Genomic DNA, 22,305 nt, shown 5'->3' with positions numbered 1-22,305 from the left:
TGCCTCAAGTAAAGTTTAAAACCTGTTAATCGGGATTTAATCAATAATGCAGAAAGAGCGTCAATCCTGTTGAGCAGATAGCAGGTTTAAAAGCGTTTATCTAGTTTTAATAAATAATATTATTTATGTAGGGGCTAATTTCAGACAGCCCCTACATCATCTTTAGTCCCACTGACTTATTTTTGCAGCGGATTGAGTTTCGTAACCGAGCTTTCCTTGGCATCTTCAGCGCTATCTTTGAGGAAACCAGAAGCATCCTTAAAGGCGGCGCCTACTCTCTCTAAAATTTTGGCATCGGGATTGCTGCGATCGAATACGGGTTGAGCCTGAGCCGGCTGTCCGTCTGGCGCTTCTAACAGAGTTTTATCTCCGCCGAGTTCGAGGTCGAACTTGTCAGTTTCCAGGGGTGCAGACCCCGGATAAAGCAGCTTTGAGGAATTAGATTCAGCGGTAGTCGAGGCTAGGAGGCGATCGCCCAATATCGACAAATCAGCCCGATTCTTTTCTGCTTTAGCAGGCGACTGATTGACTTTAGGGTCAGTAGACATTTGATAATTCGTGTATCCATCACCACCGGCCTTGTGGGGGTTATTCATTCCTCCCATTTGAACGGGAGGATTCTCAGGCCGAGCACCTCGAACATCGCCGGCATTGCAAGCGGTGCTGGTAAACAGCAGCAAACCTGCCATAAATACAGTCAAAAATTGACCGATACGCAGTCTTTTAAAAAAGGCAGTTACAGTGTTCACAAAATTTTTCCAATTTTTTACTACTACTTTTCAAGAGTAAAAATTAACTCCCATGCCTGCCTCTAACGGCGGTCATATTTTGCTCCGGATTGCTATCGATTTTTTTTATAACTTTAGAGGGATTTAAAAAGTGCGGACGTACTTTCAAACCCTAGTGCTAGGGTGCGTCAGTTGCAATAATTGCTCGATTTGAAGACTTTTTTGTTCTGACACACCCTACAAGCTTCTAATTTGGGAATTGTTCGACTTTCGCTTCAGCTTGCAAAGTCAGCAAACCAGTTTCCACATCTAGCTGCTGAATTCGCAGCGACATTCCCTCGATTTCAAAATTTCGCAAGTTTAAAACTTCACCAGCTTTGTCGGCCAAAGCTGCTGTTAACTCCGGCGAAAATTCCTTGTTTTCGGGATACTCGACATCCTGAAGAGAAATTGCCCAACCGCCCTCTGCGATCTGAGGTTTTGATGTAAAATAAATCTTTTCCGTGGAGTCCGTTTCCCGCACCAATACCTCAGCATTTAAAGCTATTTTTCCGGCTAGCAATTGGCACTCAATAGTTTTAACGTCTATGGTCCGCAGTTGTCCGTCAACAGTAACTTTTAAGTTTTTCAGTTTCCTGCTGATGTATTCAGAATTAAAAGCGCGGTTGATATCGCTTTCTGTTAAAACTGCGCGTGCCGCACCGAAGGCAGGGCCGTTCAGTTCAATTTTGCCAAACATAGCGGTCAGGGGATTGACAGCAATATCCTTTATGTGAATTTGCAAATCTTCCACGCGCAAATCTTGTTGCATTACCAACCCTGTGCCCTCAACCGCAACGGCCTCTACTGACCCCTGGGCTAGCTGGATCGGATCGGTGTTAACTGTCACAGACAAAGTTTCGGATTCGTCTAATTTGCTCGAAATAGCAATCTCGGCCACTTTGTCGATCGCCTGTTCCCCTAAACTTCTATTTTGTTGAAGCACGCTCAGAATTCCTAATAATTATTGTTTTAAAAATAGTAGTTAATACTTAATTGAGTTAGCGTCTTCCTCTCGGCAGGTTTCTCGTCTGAAAAAAACTCAGCCAAAGACAGAGGGTTTCCACAAAATTACTAAAATTAGTAAGCTGCTCTTCGGCGCACTCTACATTGACTCGGTGGCGAAGCGGTGAAAAATCAAAAACTCGGATTTTTGCCAAAAAAAGTTTTTTCGCGAAGTTCGATCGCCCGCTACAATAAGTTAAGAGCCGGCACCGCCATTTGCAATGAATCCAGAATCAACTCTCGCCAGACTACAAGCTACACTTCCCGACGGAAAACTGCCTTCTAGCTACGGGGTATACTTCAAAAACACCCTAGTAGCCCTATGTCACGCCCTAGAAGACCACATTTTGCAAACCAGTGGCGGGGACAAAAGCGAACTCCAACCCTTAGTTTTGGTAACGTTTCAGCAGGGTAAATGGTATTTACAGGAAGCCGATCGCTACCTAGATATTGCTAATGCCTCTCGGCGCGTTGTCATAGGTGCAGTAGCCGACAGCGGTTTCGCTACCCACAAAACCGGGCAATTAGAAAATGTATCTTTAATAAATCTCGATGAAAACGACCCCATAATCCAAGAATGGAATTTAATCATCCTGGCCCCGACATACAAAGCAATGGTGCTTTGCCGTGAACTTTCAGACCAGGAATACTTGCCCGAGGGCAAGCCAGAAGTAGATACAGAGCGAAAGTTCTACGGTTTGTGGTCGTTTGACCAGTCTTTGGTGTCGGCGGCTGCTGAAATTTTTATAGAACAAACACGACATTACAACTCCCCCCTAGCCGACAGTTTGGTGGAAATGCACCACGAAATCCTGGCAACTAAAGGCCCGCCCTTGGCCGACATTAGCGGCGTGGTATCCCGGATCGTCACTTACCTGCAAAGTTCTCAGCAGCAAATGGTGGCAATTAACCGCCAAACCCGCGAGTTGTGGGAATTGGAAGGTCAAGCTTTGCGTATCAGCCGCAACTTGAACGCTAACAAACTTCAAGCTTTTCTGCGGATGGCCCAGCGCGTGGACGAACGCGATACCTCAAATCCTACAGCGTCTTTGCAGGTGGCGGCTTTGTCGGAAACTTTGGGTCAATTGCTGGATTTGCCGGCTTTGCAGTTGCGGAGGCTGCGGCTGGCTGGATTGCTATTTCGAGTCGGCTTAGTTTCTGCCCCGAATGAGGTGTTCGATCGCACTCCCGATGCTTTCGACCAAGCAACTTTCTCATTTTGGCGCGATCGCAGCTTCATCGGTTCCCAACTGCTGCAAGCAATGCCGGAACTAGCACCTGTGGCGGAAATTGTCAAGCACCAACTCGAATATTGGGACGGCAGCGGCAGGCCAGAAGGTTTGCGAGCCGAAGCGATACCCATTGCTTCGCGGATTTTGGGGTTGGTGGCTGATTTTCAAGAATTGACTCAACCGCGTGGCGATCGTCCGGCTATGAGTTTGAGCGAAGCTTTGGAAGAGTGCCGGGAACAGTCCGGCATTCGCTTCGATCCGGCTTTGGTGGAAACTCTGGGCAACGTCGTCAGGCTGGCAGAAATGGGTTTGATGGAGTTACCAACTCGCCCGAGCCAACTGCCGAATGTATGGTTGGAGGATTTGGGCGATCGAACGACCGCGACCGCTCCCGCATTATAAAATAACTGGACTGTTGACTGTTGACTGTTGACTGTTGACTGTTGACTGTTGACTGTTGACTGTTGACTGTTGACTGTTGACCAACAACTGACAACCAACAAGTGACAACTGACTAATGACTAATGACCTCGAAGCCATACGAAAAGGCAAAATTTTGATGTTGGCCGGCACTGATTTAGCCGGCAAAGACTTAGCGGGAGCCGAGCTCGCCGGCGCTAACTTGTCTCAAGCCAACTTGAGTGGAGCTAATCTCGCCGGCGCTAACTTGCAGCGGGCCGTATTGCGAGCCAACCTCCGAGGCGCTGACTTGAGCGGCGCTGACTTGCGAGGCGCAGATTTTCGCAATGCCGATTTGCGGGGAGCTTCCTTCGCTAACGCTTTAGTCCGCGACGCAAGTTTTGGGGGTGCTTTTTTGACGGGGGCATCCATCGGCAATTTGGATTTGAGCGGTGTCGATTTGCGGGGCGCCGATTTGCGGGGCGCTGCTTTGGCTCGGGCAATTTTGCACTCCGCCGATTTGAGTAATGCCAATTTGTCGGGCGCTGATTTGTCGGGAGCTGACTTGGAAGAAGCTATCCTGAATGGAGCCGTACTGCGCGGCGCTAACCTGACGGGGGCTAATTTGCTTTGCGCCATGATCGAACAAACCCTTTGGGATGGAGCGTTGCTCGATCGCGCCTGTCTCCAAGGCACCCCCCTGAGCCTTTAAATTTCAACAATGTTGTTTTGAAGACAGACAGAAACACAAGATCTGCTTATAGAGTGAATAAGCACAAGCGATTTTTACATTTCTTAATATAGGGTTATAATGGCGACTGTAGACGAGCAAACGAATAAATGGTAGCAGCTTTGTTTAGCGGTACATCCTTTCAAGGTCAAAGTGGCGATCGCCTTGTTAGTAAAGTAGCAGGAGCTGCGATCGCAGCCTTATTCAAGCGTTCTGAAAAGGCCGAGGCTAACATCCGAGTCGAACCTGTGGCCAAACTCTTGCAGGGAAGCATCGACGGTTTCGACTTTGTTGGCAAAGGTATGTTGATGTACAACGGCCTCCGCATAGAAGTGATGGAACTCTACCTGCAAGCACTCTCCATTGATTTTGGGGCGATTTTTGCAGGTCAAGTCAAATTGCGGCAGCCTACCCAGGCAAATATGCGAGTAGTTTTAAGTCGATCGGATTTAACCACCTCATTCAATACACCTTTTGTAGTTGAAAAACTCCAGAAGCTGAATTATCAAGAGCAATCTCTGCACTTTCAAAACACTGAAGTCAGCTTCGGAGCCGACAAATCAATTCGGCTTCAGTCCGAAATTACCGTAGGCGATGCCAGCGAACCCGTCAACATAGATATTACAGCTCAGTTGCAAGTAGAAGACCGACGCAAAATCCAATTTGTCAGCGTTACTTACGGCGGTGACGGGCAAGCAGTAGACTTGGGTCAAGCTATAATTGCCCACGTAAATAACTTGCTCGACTTAGACAAATTTGCCTTAGAGGGCACTCAACTGCGAGTAGACCGCTGCCGAGTTCAGAACGACGAGCTGGTTTTCTACGGTTGGGCTGGTATCGAACAGTTCCCCAAAGGCAAGCGCTAAACTTCAGCCTGCTGAGGTGGCCAAATGAAATTTGTTTGAGGAATTTTATAGCTTAACAACAAAACCCGCCCACGCGGGTTTTGCTATTTTAGCGACAGTTGTTACGCTGTGGCGCTGCTAGGGTAAGGTCGCGCTATAGCCTTTAGGACAAAAATTGGGTGCACCGAAACTGCTGTTGCCAAGCTTCTTAAGTTTGATTTCATACCTCATCTAGCCAAGAAATGCTATTTCCGGCGTATTTACAGAACTAAGTTGTCGCGCATTTAATTAATCAACTACTGCGTACTTAAACTCTTGTGGGGTGGCCACTCCTAGCGCACCTTCAAGTTTAAATTTAAATGCAAAAGAGTTGATTCACTGGGATTTTATTCTCGCCTCAAAATCAGCACTCAGGTTGATGCGATCGCATAAATTACCTTGATAAAGTTAGATTGTCCTCAACCTAGAAACCGGGTTTAAAGGACTAAATTCTCTGGTAAAGGGCGATCGCCAAGAGTTGAACAACCCGGTTGATGAGAGTCGCTAGGGCGTAAGTCCTGTGAGAAAATAAATAACCCCAAAAGAGGAAAAATGCTCGGATTTTATTTATTTTGTATCTACGTCGCAGTATTGTCCGTGTTTGCGGGACCCAGCACCCGCAGGCCCGAGAAATGGTGGGTAGAAATTGTCACAGATTTGCCTCACTGTACCTACTATTTTGGCCCCTTCGACACCGACAAAGAAGCCTCCAGCAATATTCCGGGCTACGTCGAAGACCTTGAAAGCGAGGGAGCCAAAAGAGTTAGCATCCGCATCAAACGGTGTCAGCCTTCGGAACTCACGATTTGTGATAGTGAATTCTCAGAGGGTATCGCGGCTTAAGAATTTTGATAGTCCAGACGCCATAAACCGGGTTTTTTGACTAAAATACTCCGTCTATCACGAGGGGTATCTGTTAAATAACCCGGTTTCTCAGGGTCAATAGTTGGTAAGTTTTGTTTGAGTTTTCAATTACCTCAAGCCTCAACAATAATATTAAGCATGATTTTGTCCGAGTCCTTACTCTGCGGACTTTATATTTGTAGTGGTGGCTTAAAATTCGGCATCTTCTCCACCAAAATGCAGATTTTAGCCAGCATTAACGGCCAAAAATAATCGGGGCTAAATCAGCACTGAGGACGAGCCGATCGCTCCCGTTGCATTGATAAATTTAGATCAGTAAAAACTACTTAAATCTTCCCAGAGGTACATATGTTTGAAATCTCTATGTTGGGTATGTTTTTCACGGCTTTTTGGCTGCTAGCTCAACCTGCTAGCAGCACTCGACGCGACGAATGGTGGGTAGAAGTTGATACAGATTCGCCAAAGCGTACCTATTACTTTGGGCCCTATGACAGCAGAGAGGAAGCTTCTGACAGATCGATGGGCTACATCCGAGACCTGGAGAACAAAGGAGCTAAAAAAATTACCATCAACCTCAAACAAGGTAGCCAACCTACTCAGCTAAGAGCTAGCGAAGAGTCTTGAGAAGGTTGGAAAGTGCAAATTACGGGCGAAGAAGAGTTGACTTGTTAACAGGGTTTTTTTCAAATGAGATCGCGCTTGCATAGAGTAGGGACACAACAATGCTGTGTCCCTTTAAAATTTTTAAGAATTGGTATTATTTGCGCGCGATAAATGCAAGTTTTTTCAAAGGAGCATTTGGTTGAGATTACTGCGAGGATTAAAAGTACGATTTGCTTTGATTTTCTCGTAGGACTCTCGTTCGACAGTGGTGAGTTCTTTCGGCGGCACGATCGCAATTTTTACCAACAAATCAGTCCGCTCGTTTTTCTTCGGTTTCGGCCATCCTTTGCCCCGCAACCGCAAAGACTGACCCGAACGAATCCCGGCTGGAAATTTCACAGTGATCATACCTTCAGGCGCCGGCACTTCAATTGAAGCTCCTAACACCGCCTCGTCGGGAGTTATCGGCACTTCGCAGACCAAGTTCTCTCCCTCAAACTGGAAGAAAGCGTGAGGCAAAACTTCTAGTTTTAGGTACAAATCTCCCTGCTGCTTGGTGTATGGGTCAACTTGACCTTTGCCTTTTACCCGAATTTTGCTGCCAGTTTTTACTCCTGCTGGAATCGAAACTTCGCCCGTGGCGACTCGCTTGGAAGTGCCGCGAAATGCTTCCCCCAAAGTCAGGGAAACCAGCACCTCGGTGTCGAGAGAGCTTCCTGCGCTGCGGTTTTCGTACCCCGCAAAATCTTCAAATCCGCCAAAACCAGTGGGCCCGCCGGTGCGGTAGTTGCTGTAATTCCACTTGGCGTTGCGGCCACTACCCGCACTGTTACCTGCGCGGCCTAGCAAGGCATTGATAAATTCGTCAAAACTGCCGTACTCGCTGAAGTCAACCCCGCCAAAGTCTACATTCGTACTGCCCCCGCCCGGCCATCCGCCTGGAGTTGTGGCAGCTTGCTTCCAGTATTGACCGTATTGGTCATATTTTTTGCGTTTTTCAGGGTCTGAGAGCACTTCATAAGCTTCGTTTACTTCTTTAAAACGAGCTTCGGCTTCTTTGTTGCCGGGGTTCATGTCCGGGTGATATTTGCGGGCTAGTTTGCGGAAAGTTTTTTTAATTTCGTCAGAAGTGGCAGTTTTGTTGAGTCCCAAAATAGCGTAATAGTCTTTAAAATCTGTTGCAGCCATTAAGCAATCCCCTCTTTATTAGTTGTTATTTGTTAGTTGTTAGTTGTTAGAAAGAATAAATCCCAAATTAGCCGCAGGATGGCGCATTAGTATAATGCCAGGAGCCGAAGTGCCTGCGGCATCTCATTCAAATTATAGGTTATCAAAGGTTTGGACTCGATCGAGTTCGGTTGTTGCTTGACGTTCGATCGCAATTTCCGCACCCCGCTGCTGTTTGAGATTTTATAGCATTCGGCTCTCTGGTGCTGAAGGCAGCCGGAGCAGCCGGGTCTAGAAATGCTTTTGGCATTCGACAACAAAAACAATGGTTTCATCAATCAATGAACAACGCCCTTACCCTGGGCCGTTGCTACACCTTGGAGCTTTTAGACTGTGAAACTTTTGCCACCCTAAATTTGTAGGAGTTGTGCGCCTTCGGGCTTTCGGGAGGCGGCGAGAGCTTTAGGGTACATCCGGGTTGAAGCGAGCCCGGGAAAGCTGCTGCTGTTGCTGGCGCGAGTACCCGTCGGATTGCTTAATGTCGCGGACGATCGATTTTTTTTTGCTCTTTTTTTGCGGTGCGCGGTGCGATGGCTACGCCCCGACTTACGCCTACGAATGTCTCGATATGAGCTTTTCACCCAATACAAATCTTAGCAGGTTCTCAGCAGCAACTCCGGTCGAATCTGGTGTCTGAATTGTAACTATATTATACCCTAAAGTGCACTGTCATCCCACAAAATTTCGATATATTTTTTTCTCACCCCAGACCAGTGCTATAGAATCTTATTTTTACAACCTCTGAAGAGATTTAAATCAAAGTAATATAACATAATCTCTCCGCTGTCTGTTAGCTAAATCACACACTTGTATAAAACATTAAGATAGGATAATAGAGCGATCAGGTTTTAACGCCACGAGGGTGCTCACATTATGAATTATTTGCTAAGTTGGCCTTGCGGCTGCTGCGACGATTGGAAAGATAGTTCCGAGAGTTCTGTTGTACTCCGAAACGGGCAGCGCATTTGTCAGTCGTGCTACCAGCGCAAATACAAGAATCAGAAGCTATTCGCCAGACGCAGGCGATCGGACATATCTGTCTCACGGCAGACACTAACAGAGACTGTCCCTTATTAATAATGCGCTAGCCTTTGAATAAAGCCAAGTATTTGGATAACCTCGCATCAGCGGTGGGAATTAATAATCAACAAAAAAAATAATTAATTTCGTCATCAGTCATCAGTCATCGGTCATTGGTGATCTGTCACTAATTTAATTATTTATCATCAGTCACTTGCTGACAGGTAACAGATTTTAACTTAAAAAACTAATGACTGACGACTAATGACTAATGACTAATAACTAAATGATAGTTCCATCAGGAATCGTGGCATTTTTCAGGACTACGATAATGCCGCTGCGGATGTAAAAACCTTGGTTTTCGCGGTTGGCTTCTTCCACTCGGTCTTTATTAATTATTTGAACATTGCGGCCGATGCGGGCATTTTTATCCACAATCGCGCGGCGAATTGTAGTATCTGCACCGATACCGAGGGCGACGCCGCCGGTGCCCAAACTCGAATGCCTTTCGGCGTCGGGTTCGTAGAAGTCCGCACCCATAACTAGGGTGTCTTGAATCGTACATCCAGCTTCAATGCGCGATCGAACTCCCAGCACAGAATGGTCGATCCGGCACTGTTTGAGAATGCAGCCTTCCGCAATAATCGATTCAGTGACGTGAGTATCTAAAAGCTTAGTCGGCGGCAAGAAACGCGGGCGAGTGTAAATCGGCGCATTTTCATCGTAGAAACTGAAAGGCGGCTGAGGCTGTTTTGTTAGAGCCATGTTAGCATCGTAAAAAGCCTCAATGGTTCCGATATCTTCCCAGTAATCGTCAAACAAATAAGCTTGAACATTGTGGTCTTTTGCAGAAGCCGGAATAATCTCTTTACCAAAATCAGTTTGGTTTGGAGATTCTTTCAGGAGTTTAATCAGAACTTCTCTTTTGAAGACGTAAATCCCCATCGAAGCAATGTAAGGACTTTCCTGAGCCTGCTGCGGTGTCAGTCCCAGTTTAGTAGTATCCACCTGCATTTGTTTGAGCGCATCGCCTTTTGGCTTTTCACTGAAAGAAACAATGCGGCCGGTGTCGTCGATTTTCATCAAACCAAAATCCGAGGCACGCTTCTCGTCCATTGGCAAAACCGAGAGGGTGATATCGGCGTTGGTTTCGCGGTGTCTGTGCACAAACTTCTGGTAGTCCATGCGGTAGAGGTGGTCGCCCGAAAGAATCAAGTATTCGTCAACGTCCCACTGTTCTAGCAGCGAGAGATATTGGCGAACTGCGTCGGCTGTCCCTTGAAACCAGTTGGGGTTTTCCTGAGTTTGCTGGGCGGCGAGTACCTCGACAAATCCCTCGGTGAAGCCGGAAAACTGGTAGGTACGAGAGATGTGACGGTTGAGGGATGCCGAGTTAAATTGCGTGAGGACGTAGATTTTGACTATTTCGGAGTTGATGCAGTTGCTGACAGGAATATCGATGAGGCGATATTTGCCTGCGAGGGGAACTGCGGGTTTGGCTCGCAGTTTGGTTAGGGGGTAAAGGCGGGTGCCTACACCGCCACCGAGGATGATGGCTAAGACTTTTTTCAAGGAACTTTCTCCCTAGGGTCGATTAACTCTCCAAGTACAGTGTCGGATGGTGAGGGCTTCTTGACAAGGGGGGAGAGCAAGGAAGTTTTGAGTTTTCACTTATGAGCGAGTCACTTACGCAGAAACCGGGTTGTTTAATCCAAATACTTCTTCACACCCTCAATAAGAGTTAAAAAACCCGGTTTATGAGAGTTGGAGTGCGTCCGGGACTAGAGTTATGAGTGGGGAGTTGTGAGTTAAAATACCCCTCAATCAATAATGGATATTTAACAAAGTTTTGAGTTGTGACTTAAAATACCCCTCAATAAATAAGGGCAGTTTAAGGAAAGAATAAGGTTGGGGATTTTGGCTGTTAATAACAAGTTTTTTAGGTAAATTGCGCGTTTTGGCACTTTCTCGCTCCAGGATGGCGCGCGCTGTTGTTCTTTTTCCAGGGTGGTCGATCGCACCGCCACGCTCGCTGAGCCTCTGTTTGCGTCCCAAGCGCGCTCTGGTTCTGTTTGAGTTTGATCCGGTTGTTTTTGCTGGCTTTCCTGTTATGTGAGTTTGTCCAACTCCACAGCAGTCAGGAAGCGCCGGCCGCCGGGACGATAATTTTCTAGGTAGAGTCAGTTTTCAATCTTAAATTGACTGCAAATTTGTGTAATATTTTACAATTTGTCGATCGATAAAATGGGATTAAATGTCTATTCTCTACCAAAAGTTAGATCCCCTAGAAACCTCTGCTACTGTAGCCTAAGCCGTAAAAGCTAGAAAAAGTGTATGCAAATTCAAACGCCGGACTGGGTTAAAAACGCGGTATTCTACCAAATATTCCCCGATCGCTTCGCCAAAAGCAAACAGCCTCGCAAACGCCTCCTGCAAAACTTCATGTGGGAAGAATGGCACGAAATCCCTACTCTGCAAGGCTACAAAGGCGGGGACTTGTGGGGCGTGATGGAACAGCTAGACTACTTGCACGACTTAGGCATTAACGCAATTTACTTCACCCCCATATTTCAGTCGGCCAGCAATCACCGCTACCATACCCACGACTACTATCAAGTCGATCCGATGTTGGGCGGCAATCCAGCGTTTAAAGAGCTTCTAGACGCCGCCCACGATCGCAATATCAAAGTTGTCCTCGACGGCGTATTCAACCACGCCAGCCGCGGCTTTTTCTTCTTTCACGACATCCTCGAAAACGGCCCCCATTCTCCTTGGGTGGATTGGTTTAAAATTGAAGGTTGGCCGCTATCTGCCTATGACGGCAATTTTCCTGCTAATTATGCCGGTTGGGACGGGAATCGAGCACTTCCTGAATTCAATCATGACAATCCCGAAGTCCGAGAATACATCATGGAAATCGCTGAATACTGGATTAAATTCGGCATTGATGGTTGGCGGCTAGATGTTCCTTTTGAAATTAAAACACCAGGATTTTGGCAGGAATTTCGAGATCGAGTGAAAGCAATTAATCCCGAAGCTTACATTGTCGGCGAAGTCTGGGAGGATGCGAGAGAATGGCTCGACGGTACTCAATTTGACGGGGTAATGAATTATCTGTTTGCAGCGCCGACTATTGCTTTTGCAGCAGGCGACAGGGTTGATTTAGCTCAACTTGAAGGTCGTTCTTACTATCCCTATCCGGCACTTTTTGCTAAAGAGTACGGCGACAAAATTCAGCAGGTTTTAGAACTGTACCCTTGGGAAATACAACTAACTCAACTCAACTTGTTAGCTAGTCACGATACCGCTAGGTTGTTAACAATTGCTGGAGGCGATAAAGCTAGCGTCGAACTCGCTAATTTGCTGCTGTTAACTTTTCCCGGAGCTCCTAGCATTTACTACGGCGATGAAGTTGGTTTACCCGGTGCTCTCGATCCCGATTCTCGTCGCGGTTTTCCCTCAGAATCTCGCTGGGAACGTGATGTTTTAGATTATCACAAGCAGTTGATAGCTTTGCGGCACAAATACGCTGCCCTCCGCACTGGTTCGTACCAAATTCTGTTTGCTGAAAGAACAGTTTACGTTTTTGCCAGAATTTTGGGGGATGAGGAAATAGTTGTTGCTGTCAATGTCGCGACCGAAGAAGCTAATATTAGCTTTGAGGCAGCTAATTTGAAATCTCCTCACGATAAATTGCTGTATGGAAAAGGCGAGTTTGTTTGGAAAGCTGACGGGGAAACTCGGCATTTAGAATTGATGCTGCCGGCGCGATCGGGATTGATTTTAGGTTCGGATAATTAGTTTAAAATGTAGGCTAATGTGCTCCGTGCACACCTACATTTATCGCAGTAAGGGGCGCACCTACATTTATTGCAGTAAGGTGGGCCCCCCGACATTTTTCGGTGATATTCCCCGCGCATCCTACATTTATTATAGGCGTAAGGTGCGCTGCGGCGCACCCGAGATTTATCGGCGAAAACACAAGTTTTATTATGCTGCAACCATTGCTGGTAATAGCACCGCATCAATGATATGAATAACGCCATTGTCGGCAAGAATATCGGGAGTGAGAACTTTAGCATCATTCACTTTAATGCCGTCAGAAGTATCAATTCCCACCACAGAACCTTCCACTGTTTCAGCAGAACTTAACTCAAGTAAGTTTTCGGTTAGTACCTCGCCAAACAGAATGTGATAGGTGAGAATTTTCTTGAGCTTGGGTATGTCTTCCAGCCAAGAGGCAATAGTGTTTGTAGGAATTTTGGCAAATGCCTCGTCAGTTGGTGCTAAGACGGTGTAGGGGCCCGGACTTTGCAATAAATCTAACAAACCAGCCGCTTCAATAACAGTCACGAGTGTTTTGAAAGAGCCGGCATTGGTGGCAGTCTCGACAATATCAGCCATGATGTTTTTCAGGAGTGCAAATAGCAGAAAATGAATCAGAGGCGACAATCATTTTAGCAATTTACAAATAGCAGAAAATGAATCGGAGGGATGATGATTATTTGAGGCATTATAAGTTAATTCGGTTGCCGGTCCTGATGGCTCGGCCCGATCGACCTTTTTGGCTTATACTTGGGTCGCCTCCTCTCCCTTGCGGAAAAACTGCTTTAAAATCTCTCCGGGCTCTCTGTCCCAGGTGTCGATATGTTCGTAAATTAAGCCGTCTTTATCCAGTTTATAAGTAGAGTAGCCGTTAAAAAAAATCCGAGCTTTCCAGGGAACCCGCAGTGTCCCGCGAACAGTCCAATTTGCCACAATACTATCAGCGGCTGTCTGACCTACGTCGTGCAGGTCGAAGTAAATCTCGTTAAAGAATAGCTGCCCGTGAAATCGCAGAGTCCAAAAGATAATGCGATAGTTGATTTTTCCTTTAAATTTGTTAACAGGGTCTTGAAAATAAACATCTTTTGTGTAGATGTCGTAGGAGATGTCTTTTTCAAAAAGCGTCGGGAGATCCGCTTTCAGCGTGTGTACTGCTTGTTCTACCTGCATTTGATATTCGATCGCGCTCAAACTACCACCTTGTGACAGTATTAATTTATAACTTTAAATGAATAATCTCGATCGGCAGCGGGAGGAGCATAAAATTGATACTTCATCCAGCTCTAATCTTACCTCTAATTATATTGCCCCCCTCGGCTTTTCTGCTGATCCGGACTTGCGACATCGAAACCTTGGCACAGATTTGACAGAACACCCCCACTCCTCTGACATTCTCACAGAAATCAACAGCGGTAAGCTGTTGATGGTAGATAGCCGTCGCCGGAACGGCCTAATTTTGATTAAACGTTTCCACGCGGAGTTTGCCGGGCCAGGGGCTGCGGTTGGGAGTGCTTTTGATGTTGACTCTCAGCAGGCGATTCCCGTGGGCGATTTTTGTTTGGTTTGCCCTCACTCTCCCGAAGAAATACAGAAAGCTTTTGGAATTCGGCGGCAGTGGGTGCGGTTAATGGAACAGTTAACGGCAAAGTCGGCAGCTTTGGAACGCGCACAAATGGTTTTAACTCAGTTTGAACAATATTTGGATTCGGAAACGGTGGCACAAATTTCCGATGAAGCTTTGGCACTTTTAGTAGGCGTATTTCCTCAAACCATTCGCGCGGCACGGCAAGGAAACGATCGGGTATAAATTGGTGTAGATACCTTATGCTGCGATCGCGCTGCTACAAGCTCCACTCGGCATTCTGCAAAACGACTCGATAGCCATCTGGGTCTTCAAAGGTCACTCCATCTTTGTCCCAGTAGGGATTGTAGGAGTTTACAGGCTCAAATCCCATTGCTTTCATTCGCTCAACAACCTGCTGCCATTCTTGTTGGTTAGGAAGGTAAAAGACGATAAGATTGTCTTGAGTTGGAGCGCCACCTACAATATGTCCCCGTTGATGGATGAATTCAAAGTGGTGGCTTTCTCCTGGCATCCCAACCATTACTCCGTCAAAACCTTCATGGTTTTCAAAACCATCGAGGATTTGCAGCCCTAAACCCTCTGTGTAAAAATGAACAACTCGATCGAGGCAATCCGTTGGACGAGCAACCCGTAAAACTTTTCCTTGAAGCATATATATCTTCTCCAAAGTTATTTTTGTGTTAAGCAGCAACTGGATACCGAATATTATGAGTTGTCAAAAATTTCTCCTATTCGATCGATTGTCCGCTGATTTTCCTCCGGGCTACCCACCGTAATTCGCAAACCTCCTCCAGTATGCCTAATTAAAGTACCTCCGTCTTTTAGCTGCTGCATGATTTGTTTGTGTTCCTGTTCGGCAGATTCGCCCTCGCCAGCTTTCACCCGCAGGTAAACGAAATTAGCCGCACTCGGCCAAACTTGCAATTTTTGATGCTGAGTTAGCGCTGCAATTAATTTGGCTCTTTCTGATAGAGTTTCCGGAATGGTTGCTAGCAATAACTGCCGCTGCGCTAGGGCTAACTCGGCTGCGGTTTGCGAGAAACTGGGAAGGTTGTAGGGGAGGCGGATTTTTTCTAAGGCGGCTGTGAGTTCGGGATGGGCGATCGCATATCCGACTCTCATTGATGCTAGTCGAAATGCTTTGGAGAATGTCCGCAAAATTATCCAATTCGGGTGATGGTGCAATTGGTCGGCTAAAGTATTTTGGCTGAATTCAAAATAAGCTTCGTCAATTACTACTAATATTTCTGACGGCAAATTTTCCAGCCATTCTATTTCATCTGGTGTCAAAGCATTGGCTGTGGGGGAATTGGGATGAACGACAAAGACGGCGCGCACGGGGGGATTTTGATTTTGGGCGATCGCTCTTTTAGCCGCCTCGATATCGATTTCAAAATTCTCCTCTTTCCGCTGAGCACTGACAACTGGAATGCCGAGGGTTTGGGCGATTATTCCATACATCGAAAAGGTGGGATTCGCAACAAAAATAGAGCCTGCGCCGCCCAAGCAAGTAGCTATTAAGAGCGATCGAATTAGTTCGTCGGAACCGTTACCAACAGAAATATTGTCGGCTGTAATGGCGGTTTTGAGCAGTGCAACCCCACCTAGGGCGGAGATTGTGATTGATTCATTGACGTATTGGGCGATCGCCTCTTTGAGCGCTGCGTGGCCTCCGTCGGGATAACGATTGGTTTCAATTAGCTGCTGGTAAGTCCAAGCTAGCTTTTTTTTTAATTCTTCTGGCAAGTCGTAGGGGCATTCGTTGGTATCGAGGCGATCGATCGCACTTTCCGAGTGCGCTGGTTCTCCTGACGCGCCGCCCGGATGGGGAGTGTATGCGGTAAGTTCGGCTAAGTCTTTTCGGATAAAGGGAAGCATGGTATAATTTATGACTTTTTATTTTAGATAATTTGCTTACAAGCATCTGAACTTAGCATAGAGCTTGTTCTATCTCGAAAGCAAGAGGAGAGGGCGAATTTAGTTTCTGTCGATCGATTGATGCGTCGGCTGTGGCAAATTGATTATTTTGATAAAGTAACTGCTGACATTTGGAAACCCAGTATGAAAGTCAAGCCTTCCGATATATCTAAAAATGCCGCCGCTACCCTCATAGCTTTGAGTTTGGCTGTTCTCCCTTCAGCTATGCCTGCCTCAGCTCAAACTAACTCTGCTCCGGCACAGAACAATACTGATTCTAATGGAGTTGTTCTAGACAGAACTCCCTTTCAAGAAAGCAAGCGCGACAACAATCATTGGGGTGCTTTGGGTTTGTTGGGCATCCTCGGTTTGGCGAATCTGTTTCGCAAGGATGAACCCAAACGCTACCGCGATCCGATGGGTGAATAGTTTTTTAAACGGCGATCGCATTAGCCAAAAAACAAATCAACAGTCCTCGATTCAGAAACCGGGTTTTTTACGAAACTACTGGATTATTGCCTTTAGTCCTGACAAAAAACCAGGTTTCTGGGATATTGAGGAGCGCTTTTGCCACAAAGTTTATTCAATCGCGCCACAAAGCAATCCCACCCAACAAACCGCTGACATTCGGTACTATTTTAACCTGCGCTGGTAAATCAAAAACAATCTTTTTAGTATTGCCGCCACCGATGTAAATGCGATCGCAGTTAAAGAGATTTTGCAGAAAGGCTAGTGCTTTTTCCAGACGGCGATTCCATCTTTTGGAACCCACTGTATCTAATGCCGATCGCCCTAATTGCTGTTCGTAAGTTTCCCCTTTGCGAAACGGGTGATGTCCTAATTCTAGATTTGGAACCAAGATACCATCGACAAATAAGGCAGAACCGAAACCGGTGCCAAGGGTAATTACTAATTCTACCCCCCTCCCAGCAATTGCTCCCAATCCTTGAATATCGGCATCATTAGCCACTCGCACAGGTTTTCCCAAGCGATCTTTGAGGGTAGTTTCTAGGTCAAAATCTATCCAAGACGGATCTAAATTCACTGCGGTTTTGATGACGCCTAGACGCACGACACCTGGAAAACCGACGGATACTCGGTCAAATTCCCCTTGTCCGCTGGCTAAAGAGGCGATCGCCTCTAGTACGGGTTCCGGTTTCGGTGGTTGAGGCGTTTCTAAACGGCTGCGTTCCGTTTGGGGTTCGCCTTCATTGTCCAACACCATAACTTTGATGCCACTTCCGCCAATGTCAACGGCTAAGGTGCGAGTCGATCGATCTTGTTCAGTCATTTGAGTGTTAGGACTTGCAAGTGGGTCAAATTTTAATTTTTGAATTGGCAAAATTTTTGAATCGCTTCCCACATTTCCGCTAGGACATTTCCCAAAGAATGATCGTCTTCTAATTCAATTAATTGCACCCAGGGACGGTTAGCGGCAAAATTTCTGCTAGCTTGAATCGGTATTATTGTATCATGCTTGCCGTGAAGAATTAACGTAGGCACTGAACGCATTAATTTTTGTTCAGGGTATTGAGCCATATCTGCCAAAAATTGATAATTCAACGGCATCTCTCGCTGTTCGCCGTAGTGGTAAACGGGTAAATATTTCTCAGACTGCCACTTTTCTAACTGTTCCTGTCCCAACAGTGGCAGCCAGTGGCAGAGAAAGTCAAAAGCCGGTGCTAACAAAACTATTTGTTTTACTGACAATTGTCGATCGGCCAACCAAGCCGCTGTCAGTCCCCCAAAACTCGACCCTATTATTGTAACTCCGCCTAATTCTTTTACCTTTTCTGCCGATTGGGAGGATTGGGTTTGCAGAAATTCTGTTTCTATTTGCTGCAACTGGCGGGTGAGGGTGAGGCCGGAAAAATCGTTTTGATTGAGATCGGGAGTTTTTAGGTCAATTCCTAGGGACGAAAAGCGAGCTCGGAAATATTTTCCCTTAAGGGAATCGGGACTTGAAGCAAATCCGTGTAAATAAACGTAACTCGAATCGTTCTGTAGATTCATCCAGTAATTTTTAGGAGACTGTTTAACTAATTATTTTAACTTAATATGAGTTATTAACTAAAAAACTTAAGACACTAAATCACAGAAATTATATACTGATATGTGGCAAAGATTAAGGATTCGCAGGGATTTAAATTATGTGCTGTTAGAGGGTTTATAACAAAAAATAAAGCACTCGCCTCTACTTGAAATGGCTACGCTTTTAGACTGGTTTGCCGAAGAAATTAAGCAATGGCATATATTACAAAAAATCCGGGTTTATCGCTGCCTGTGTTTAGTGGATTTATAGCTGCTTACCATCAATCGGAGGGTGGGTACTGAGCACCCTCCGATTTACTCAAAACTACTCGTCAATTACTGCAGTTTTTGACCGTTTTGCATCCGGTTTTTAGCAGTTTGTCGGCGCTGCTGCATCAGTTGAGCTAATTGGCTGCGCTGTTCGGCCGTGAGCACTTCTCGCATTGCGAGTGTACTTTCAAATTGCACCTCTTCCAACTGCTGTCTCAATCCGATTATTTGACGGTGTTTTTCGCGTATTTCGCTGGCATTTGCCGTGCCAGACATCATCGTTTCCAATTCTTGTCTGGCTTGACGGACTGCTTGCATCCGCTGGGAAACTTGGTCTTTGTACTGATCGCGAACAACCTGCATTTTCTGCTTTTGGTCGGCACTTAAATTCAGTTTCTCTAACATCCCGCCTTCCTTGCCAGCAGGTCGATTTGGTCGCTGATTTTGGGCAATTGTTTGTGGTTCTAGGGGATTGGGAACTGCTGTTGCTGCGGCTGTGCTGCCGAGAGTCAGCATTAAAATGGCTAGGGCAGAAATGCGACGAATTGACATGAAAATTACCTCTAGGAGATTAGTTATTTGTTGACGGTTCGTTGTCACCGGAAACAGGGAAATTAAACCAGTCTGTTTGCGGGCGATTGGTCATACTTTCTTGGGGAGAATCACGGAGTACACCCTCCCAGTTCGTGACTACAAATGCTTCTAACTGAGCTGTTTCGTCATTGGGCAATCGTGCAGTCTCAAACGGACGGTAGCCAGACCAAAAAACTAGCAGGCTAGCAGCAATGGCCGACGACAAAGCCCACTTAGAAACAGAGGAGATTTTTAATCTGTCATCCGACTTAGGTGACGTACTTAATCGCGTTTTTTTGCGGTGGGTTTCATGCAAAAGACTCCCCTGATTACTTTCTATTGCTGCTAGAATTTTTTGCTCTAAATCGGGTACCGCTTCAGGAATATTGGGGCGATGTTGCTTCAAGAAATTAACTAACTCTTGGTCGCTGCTTGGCTTATTCATAGCTCGCTGACACCTTCTTTTTGCAAAAATTGCCGCACAGCATTTCGGGCATAAAACACGCGAGATTTGACGGTTCCCGCAGGCAGTCCCAAAATTTGGGCTACTTCTTTTTGTGGGATGTCTTCTAAGTCGTGCAGCACCAAAACGCTGCGGTGTTCAAAGCTCAATTGCTCCAGTCCCCGCTGCACTAAATCTTGATAGTGCAACTGCATCAAGTCGGATGTGTTATCTTTGAGAATAACCCGATCCATTGTTTCTTGATTTTTGAGTTGGGAGTCAAAAGAATGCTGTTTAGCAAAAGCTTGTCTTTGGTCGGAAGCCACATTCCAAGTGATTCGATAAAGCCAAGTAGAAAAGTTTTCCTGGTGCTTGAGTTTGGGCAATCCTTTCCAGACTCGCAGGAATACTTCTTGTGCTAAATCGTCAAGAAGCGAGGGACCGCAGAGTTGGTAAAGGGTTGACCTGACTTTGTGTTGGTAGCGTTGGTAAAGGTAGCGAAAGCAAGTGCGATCGCCCTTTAAACATTGAGCAACTAAGTCCGAGTCGGAACAGTCATCGGTTAAAACATTGGCTGACACAGCTAACACCTGTGAAGTCTCCCCCACCAGTTCGTTATCTGAAGTGTTTAGACAGGGCGATCGCGAAAAAGGTTCAAAGGATTTAAATTTTTTTTTCGACGAGGCCGCAGGTAGGGAAACGGCAGTGCCGTGTCCTGATTTTTCCTGTAATTAACGGGTTTCGAGGCGTAAAGCCAGGGAACCCAGATCCAGAGTCCGAGCCTTGGTTGAGAAAATGGACGCTCTGACTCGCCCCAGAAGCGTTACTTTTACAAGTGATTTAGAAAAGCTATGTATAGCGGTTCTGAATTAAGTGAGGTACAAGTTTACATTGAATAATTGAATAATTGGGGAATTTACGAATCCATTAGAAAATCCTCAATCCCCCACTTTAAAATCTAAATCTGTACATCATCTACCTGCGAAAAGCTATAGTAGACTTACCGCTTTTGTTTGCCTGAGAGTTTGAGGTGATCGCCTGCCTGCGATATTGCTCGATCCAGGATTGAATTGCCAATTTAAATTCAGCTTTTTGTGCGTCTTGAATTCCTTTTGGATCGAAGCGATCGCAATAATAAATATCGAGCAACACTGCTAACTCTTCGAGACAATATAATTCCTGTTTTTCTTTTTGTAACCTCTCGATCCAATTTTTTAAAGACTCGGAAGGAGGGCGAATCAATCCAGACTCATTTAACGCCTGTTCGATTAAATAAAATTCCAATTTCTTAGTCAACGAATCTTTGTTATAAATAGCCTTTAGCCATCTTTGTTTGTTAGATAAAATGCGTACAGCTTTCTTAAAATTAGGATGACGAATCCGAAAAAATATTAATGCTGCCAGCAGGATGAGTCCCCCATACTTCAATCCATTGCTACCTGCTAAATATCGCAGCCCCAGCAAAATTTTGTAACTCAATAGCGACCATAAATCAGAGATAAATGCCCCTCGGGGAGCCGCAGCATCCTCCATGCTTTCCCAATCAGAAGGCGTAGGATCAAAAGCTTGCCATTTTCCCGCAATATAAGCCAAAGTCCAGGCATGAGCATGGCGACTTCTTACAATATATTGGTTCTCCAAAGAACTAAATTCGTGAACAGAATATCCAACAGCATAACGGGCTGGAATACCAAGTTTTCTCAGGAGAAGTGTCGCAGCGGTAGCAAAATATTCACAATGTCCAGAGCGAGTGTGCAGTAAAAATGCTGATAGAGGCGTAGCATCATTATCTTTGCCCCTAAGCTTCAGTGAATAAACGAATTTTTTTTGGAAAAAAGAGTCTATTTTATCTAATATTTCTGGTGGCGATTTTCCTTGAGTATCCATTTGACTGAGGATTTTATTCAGTGCAGCCATTTCTGATTTTGGTATTTGCAGGTCGTCTGCTGTAGGCGAGCTATCTACAGAATAATTATTATTAAAGTAGCTTCGATAAGCCAGCATATCAACTTTTCCCACTACTTTAATTGTGCCATATTTATTCTTTTCCATCTGACTGACAGGCAAGGCGTCAATTTTAAAAGTTCCATCTGGCAGCTTTAATAAACCTTGGTTGCCTGGGAGTGTAGCCGAAATAGTAATCGTTGATGGATTCGGTAGTGGGTCGCCTAAATCCCAAGTTGTGCCATTAATCTTTGGTTGTACGGGAACAAAGTTAGGATTTAAGGCGAGCCAAAGTGAAGAGTGGTAGCGATTATAAGTGGCTTCTCTTAGCAGTCGGGGAGGAGTTTGTTTAGCTTCAGCAGCAACTCTAAAAATAATTTCATTTGACTGTTTTAATAATCCCACTGACCCGATGTTGGTTTGTTTTTTCAAAAAATCTGTTTCTTGAGAATCCCCATTACTAAGCCATGAGATTGCTTGCTGTTCTACGGCCAGGTGAAGTTGGTGCAGGCCCATCTGTCCTATAAATCCTATACTGCCAGCAATTAACATCAGACCAAGCCAGAGAATAAATGAAACATTTTTCGGTCTCACAGACCACAAAGCAATAGCGGTTAAAGCAAATATCCCAGCATAAAAAGAGATTTCTCTACTATCCGACGCACTAGCGGATAGCAGACAACAGATAAAATATGGATAATTTAGATTCACCATGAAGGGGTTAACTGGTGCTTTTTTTGTGGCCTTGTTTAGCCACAAAAACATTAGGCGTATATCCAGACTTTCCTTGAGAGAATATACCTGAGCAGCTACCAGTGGAAACAATACACCAGGAAGCCACTGCAACAAATTATATATCAAGTAAATAGAGCGGTTGGCGACCAGGAGATAAACCAGCAAACAGCACAAAAAAATCAGGCAGAAATTAGCAATGCGCCTAAAATCACTAGCTGAAAAATCCCACCGATAAGGCAACCAGTTAGCTGC

General features: G+C 45.6%; 22 protein-coding genes. 8 read left to right on the top strand and 14 right to left on the bottom strand.

All coding sequences use genetic code 11. The features are described from left to right. Positions 1–176 precede the first annotated feature (176 nt). Positions 177–749: a DUF6658 family protein gene (locus tag QT994_RS04965; RefSeq protein WP_333048749.1), complete on the bottom strand. Its 573-nt coding sequence runs from the start codon at positions 747–749 to the stop codon at positions 177–179. A gap of 226 nt (positions 750–975) precedes the next feature. Further along, positions 976–1,713: a DUF2993 domain-containing protein gene (locus QT994_RS04960; RefSeq protein WP_333048748.1), complete on the bottom strand. Its 738-nt coding sequence runs from the start codon at positions 1,711–1,713 to the stop codon at positions 976–978. A gap of 280 nt (positions 1,714–1,993) precedes the next feature. Here QT994_RS04960 and QT994_RS04955 point away from each other — a divergent pair, with 280 nt between their 5' ends. From QT994_RS04955 to QT994_RS04935, 5 genes are all read left to right on the top strand, one after another. Beyond that, positions 1,994–3,406, top strand: coding sequence for an HD domain-containing phosphohydrolase (locus QT994_RS04955; RefSeq protein WP_333048747.1), 1,413 nt, complete (start codon positions 1,994–1,996; stop codon positions 3,404–3,406). A gap of 115 nt (positions 3,407–3,521) precedes the next feature. Further along, positions 3,522–4,115: a pentapeptide repeat-containing protein gene (locus QT994_RS04950; protein WP_333048746.1), complete on the top strand. Its 594-nt coding sequence runs from the start codon at positions 3,522–3,524 to the stop codon at positions 4,113–4,115. 128 nt (positions 4,116–4,243) lie between these two features. Then, complete coding sequence (locus QT994_RS04945) at positions 4,244–4,999, top strand: DUF2993 domain-containing protein (RefSeq protein ID WP_333127911.1); 756 nt, start codon at positions 4,244–4,246, stop codon at positions 4,997–4,999. A gap of 570 nt (positions 5,000–5,569) precedes the next feature. Continuing rightward, positions 5,570–5,860: a DUF1816 domain-containing protein gene (locus QT994_RS04940; protein ID WP_333048744.1), complete on the top strand. Its 291-nt coding sequence runs from the start codon at positions 5,570–5,572 to the stop codon at positions 5,858–5,860. Between the two features lie 369 nt (positions 5,861–6,229). Continuing rightward, a complete protein-coding gene (locus tag QT994_RS04935; RefSeq protein WP_333048743.1) occupies positions 6,230–6,505 on the top strand; it encodes a DUF1816 domain-containing protein in 276 nt (91 codons plus the stop codon). Between the two features lie 162 nt (positions 6,506–6,667). Here the strand turns inward: QT994_RS04935 and QT994_RS04930 are convergent, their stop codons facing one another. Both QT994_RS04930 and QT994_RS04925 read right to left on the bottom strand, forming a co-directional pair. Then, positions 6,668–7,672: a J domain-containing protein gene (locus tag QT994_RS04930; RefSeq protein ID WP_333172242.1), complete on the bottom strand. Its 1,005-nt coding sequence runs from the start codon at positions 7,670–7,672 to the stop codon at positions 6,668–6,670. Between the two features lie 1,341 nt (positions 7,673–9,013). Next, positions 9,014–10,303, bottom strand: coding sequence for a glucose-1-phosphate adenylyltransferase (locus tag QT994_RS04925; RefSeq protein ID WP_333048740.1), 1,290 nt, complete (start codon positions 10,301–10,303; stop codon positions 9,014–9,016). Between the two features lie 762 nt (positions 10,304–11,065). On the opposite strand from QT994_RS04925, the gene QT994_RS04920 reads away from it, so the two are divergent. Further along, on the top strand, positions 11,066–12,532 hold the full coding sequence (locus QT994_RS04920; RefSeq protein ID WP_333172240.1) for a glycoside hydrolase family 13 protein: 1,467 nt from the start codon (positions 11,066–11,068) through the stop codon (positions 12,530–12,532). A 189-nt stretch (positions 12,533–12,721) separates the two neighbouring features. Here QT994_RS04920 and QT994_RS04915 read toward each other — a convergent pair whose 3' ends face one another. Both QT994_RS04915 and QT994_RS04910 read right to left on the bottom strand, forming a co-directional pair. After that, positions 12,722–13,135 (bottom strand): fasciclin domain-containing protein, encoded by a 414-nt coding sequence (locus QT994_RS04915; RefSeq protein ID WP_333172238.1) that lies wholly within the window; start codon positions 13,133–13,135, stop codon positions 12,722–12,724. A gap of 165 nt (positions 13,136–13,300) precedes the next feature. Next, positions 13,301–13,726, bottom strand: a complete 426-nt coding sequence (locus QT994_RS04910; protein WP_333172370.1) for a DUF2358 domain-containing protein — start codon at positions 13,724–13,726, stop codon at positions 13,301–13,303. A gap of 58 nt (positions 13,727–13,784) precedes the next feature. On the opposite strand from QT994_RS04910, the gene QT994_RS04905 reads away from it, so the two are divergent. Next, entirely contained in the window at positions 13,785–14,363 is a 579-nt protein-coding gene (locus QT994_RS04905; protein ID WP_333172236.1) for a hypothetical protein, read from the top strand. A 34-nt stretch (positions 14,364–14,397) separates the two neighbouring features. On the opposite strand, the gene QT994_RS04900 is transcribed toward QT994_RS04905, so the two are convergent. Continuing rightward, positions 14,398–14,793, bottom strand: a complete 396-nt coding sequence (locus QT994_RS04900) for a VOC family protein (protein ID WP_333172235.1) — start codon at positions 14,791–14,793, stop codon at positions 14,398–14,400. 53 nt (positions 14,794–14,846) lie between these two features. Further along, positions 14,847–16,019: a histidinol-phosphate transaminase gene (locus tag QT994_RS04895; RefSeq protein WP_333172233.1), complete on the bottom strand. Its 1,173-nt coding sequence runs from the start codon at positions 16,017–16,019 to the stop codon at positions 14,847–14,849. Between the two features lie 183 nt (positions 16,020–16,202). On the opposite strand from QT994_RS04895, the gene QT994_RS04890 reads away from it, so the two are divergent. Then, positions 16,203–16,487: a WGxxGxxG family protein gene (locus QT994_RS04890; protein ID WP_333172231.1), complete on the top strand. Its 285-nt coding sequence runs from the start codon at positions 16,203–16,205 to the stop codon at positions 16,485–16,487. Positions 16,488–16,641: 154 nt separating this feature from the next. On the opposite strand, the gene QT994_RS04885 is transcribed toward QT994_RS04890, so the two are convergent. The 6 genes from QT994_RS04885 to QT994_RS04860 all read right to left on the bottom strand — a co-directional run bounded on the left by QT994_RS04885 (position 16,642) and on the right by QT994_RS04860 (position 22,167). Next, positions 16,642–17,349 carry an ROK family protein gene (locus tag QT994_RS04885; protein ID WP_333172229.1) on the bottom strand — a complete coding sequence of 236 codons (708 nt, stop codon included), beginning with the start codon at positions 17,347–17,349 and terminating at the stop codon, positions 16,642–16,644. A gap of 32 nt (positions 17,350–17,381) precedes the next feature. Continuing rightward, the gene (locus QT994_RS04880) at positions 17,382–18,071 is read right to left on the bottom strand and encodes a YqiA/YcfP family alpha/beta fold hydrolase (RefSeq protein ID WP_333172228.1); all 690 of its coding nucleotides are present in this window, start codon (positions 18,069–18,071) and stop codon (positions 17,382–17,384) included. Positions 18,072–18,425: 354 nt separating this feature from the next. Further along, positions 18,426–18,911, bottom strand: coding sequence for a Spy/CpxP family protein refolding chaperone (locus tag QT994_RS04875; RefSeq protein WP_333172226.1), 486 nt, complete (start codon positions 18,909–18,911; stop codon positions 18,426–18,428). A gap of 19 nt (positions 18,912–18,930) precedes the next feature. Further along, positions 18,931–19,377, bottom strand: coding sequence for a hypothetical protein (locus tag QT994_RS04870; RefSeq protein WP_333048730.1), 447 nt, complete (start codon positions 19,375–19,377; stop codon positions 18,931–18,933). Beyond that, a complete protein-coding gene (locus QT994_RS04865; protein ID WP_333172224.1) occupies positions 19,374–19,964 on the bottom strand; it encodes a sigma-70 family RNA polymerase sigma factor in 591 nt (196 codons plus the stop codon). Before QT994_RS04865 ends, QT994_RS04870 begins: the two co-directional genes overlap by 4 nt. Before the next feature lie 385 nt (positions 19,965–20,349). Then, complete coding sequence (locus tag QT994_RS04860; protein WP_333172222.1) at positions 20,350–22,167, bottom strand: transglutaminase domain-containing protein; 1,818 nt, start codon at positions 22,165–22,167, stop codon at positions 20,350–20,352. Between the last annotated feature and the right edge of the window lie 138 nt (positions 22,168–22,305).

The sequence above is a fragment of the Microcoleus sp. S13_B4 genome (genome assembly GCF_036700885.1).
GTDB lineage: Bacteria > Cyanobacteriota > Cyanobacteriia > Cyanobacteriales > Microcoleaceae > Microcoleus.
The sequence above is the reverse complement of the archived record's forward strand: the minus strand, read 5'-3'. Positions and strand labels throughout refer to the sequence as shown.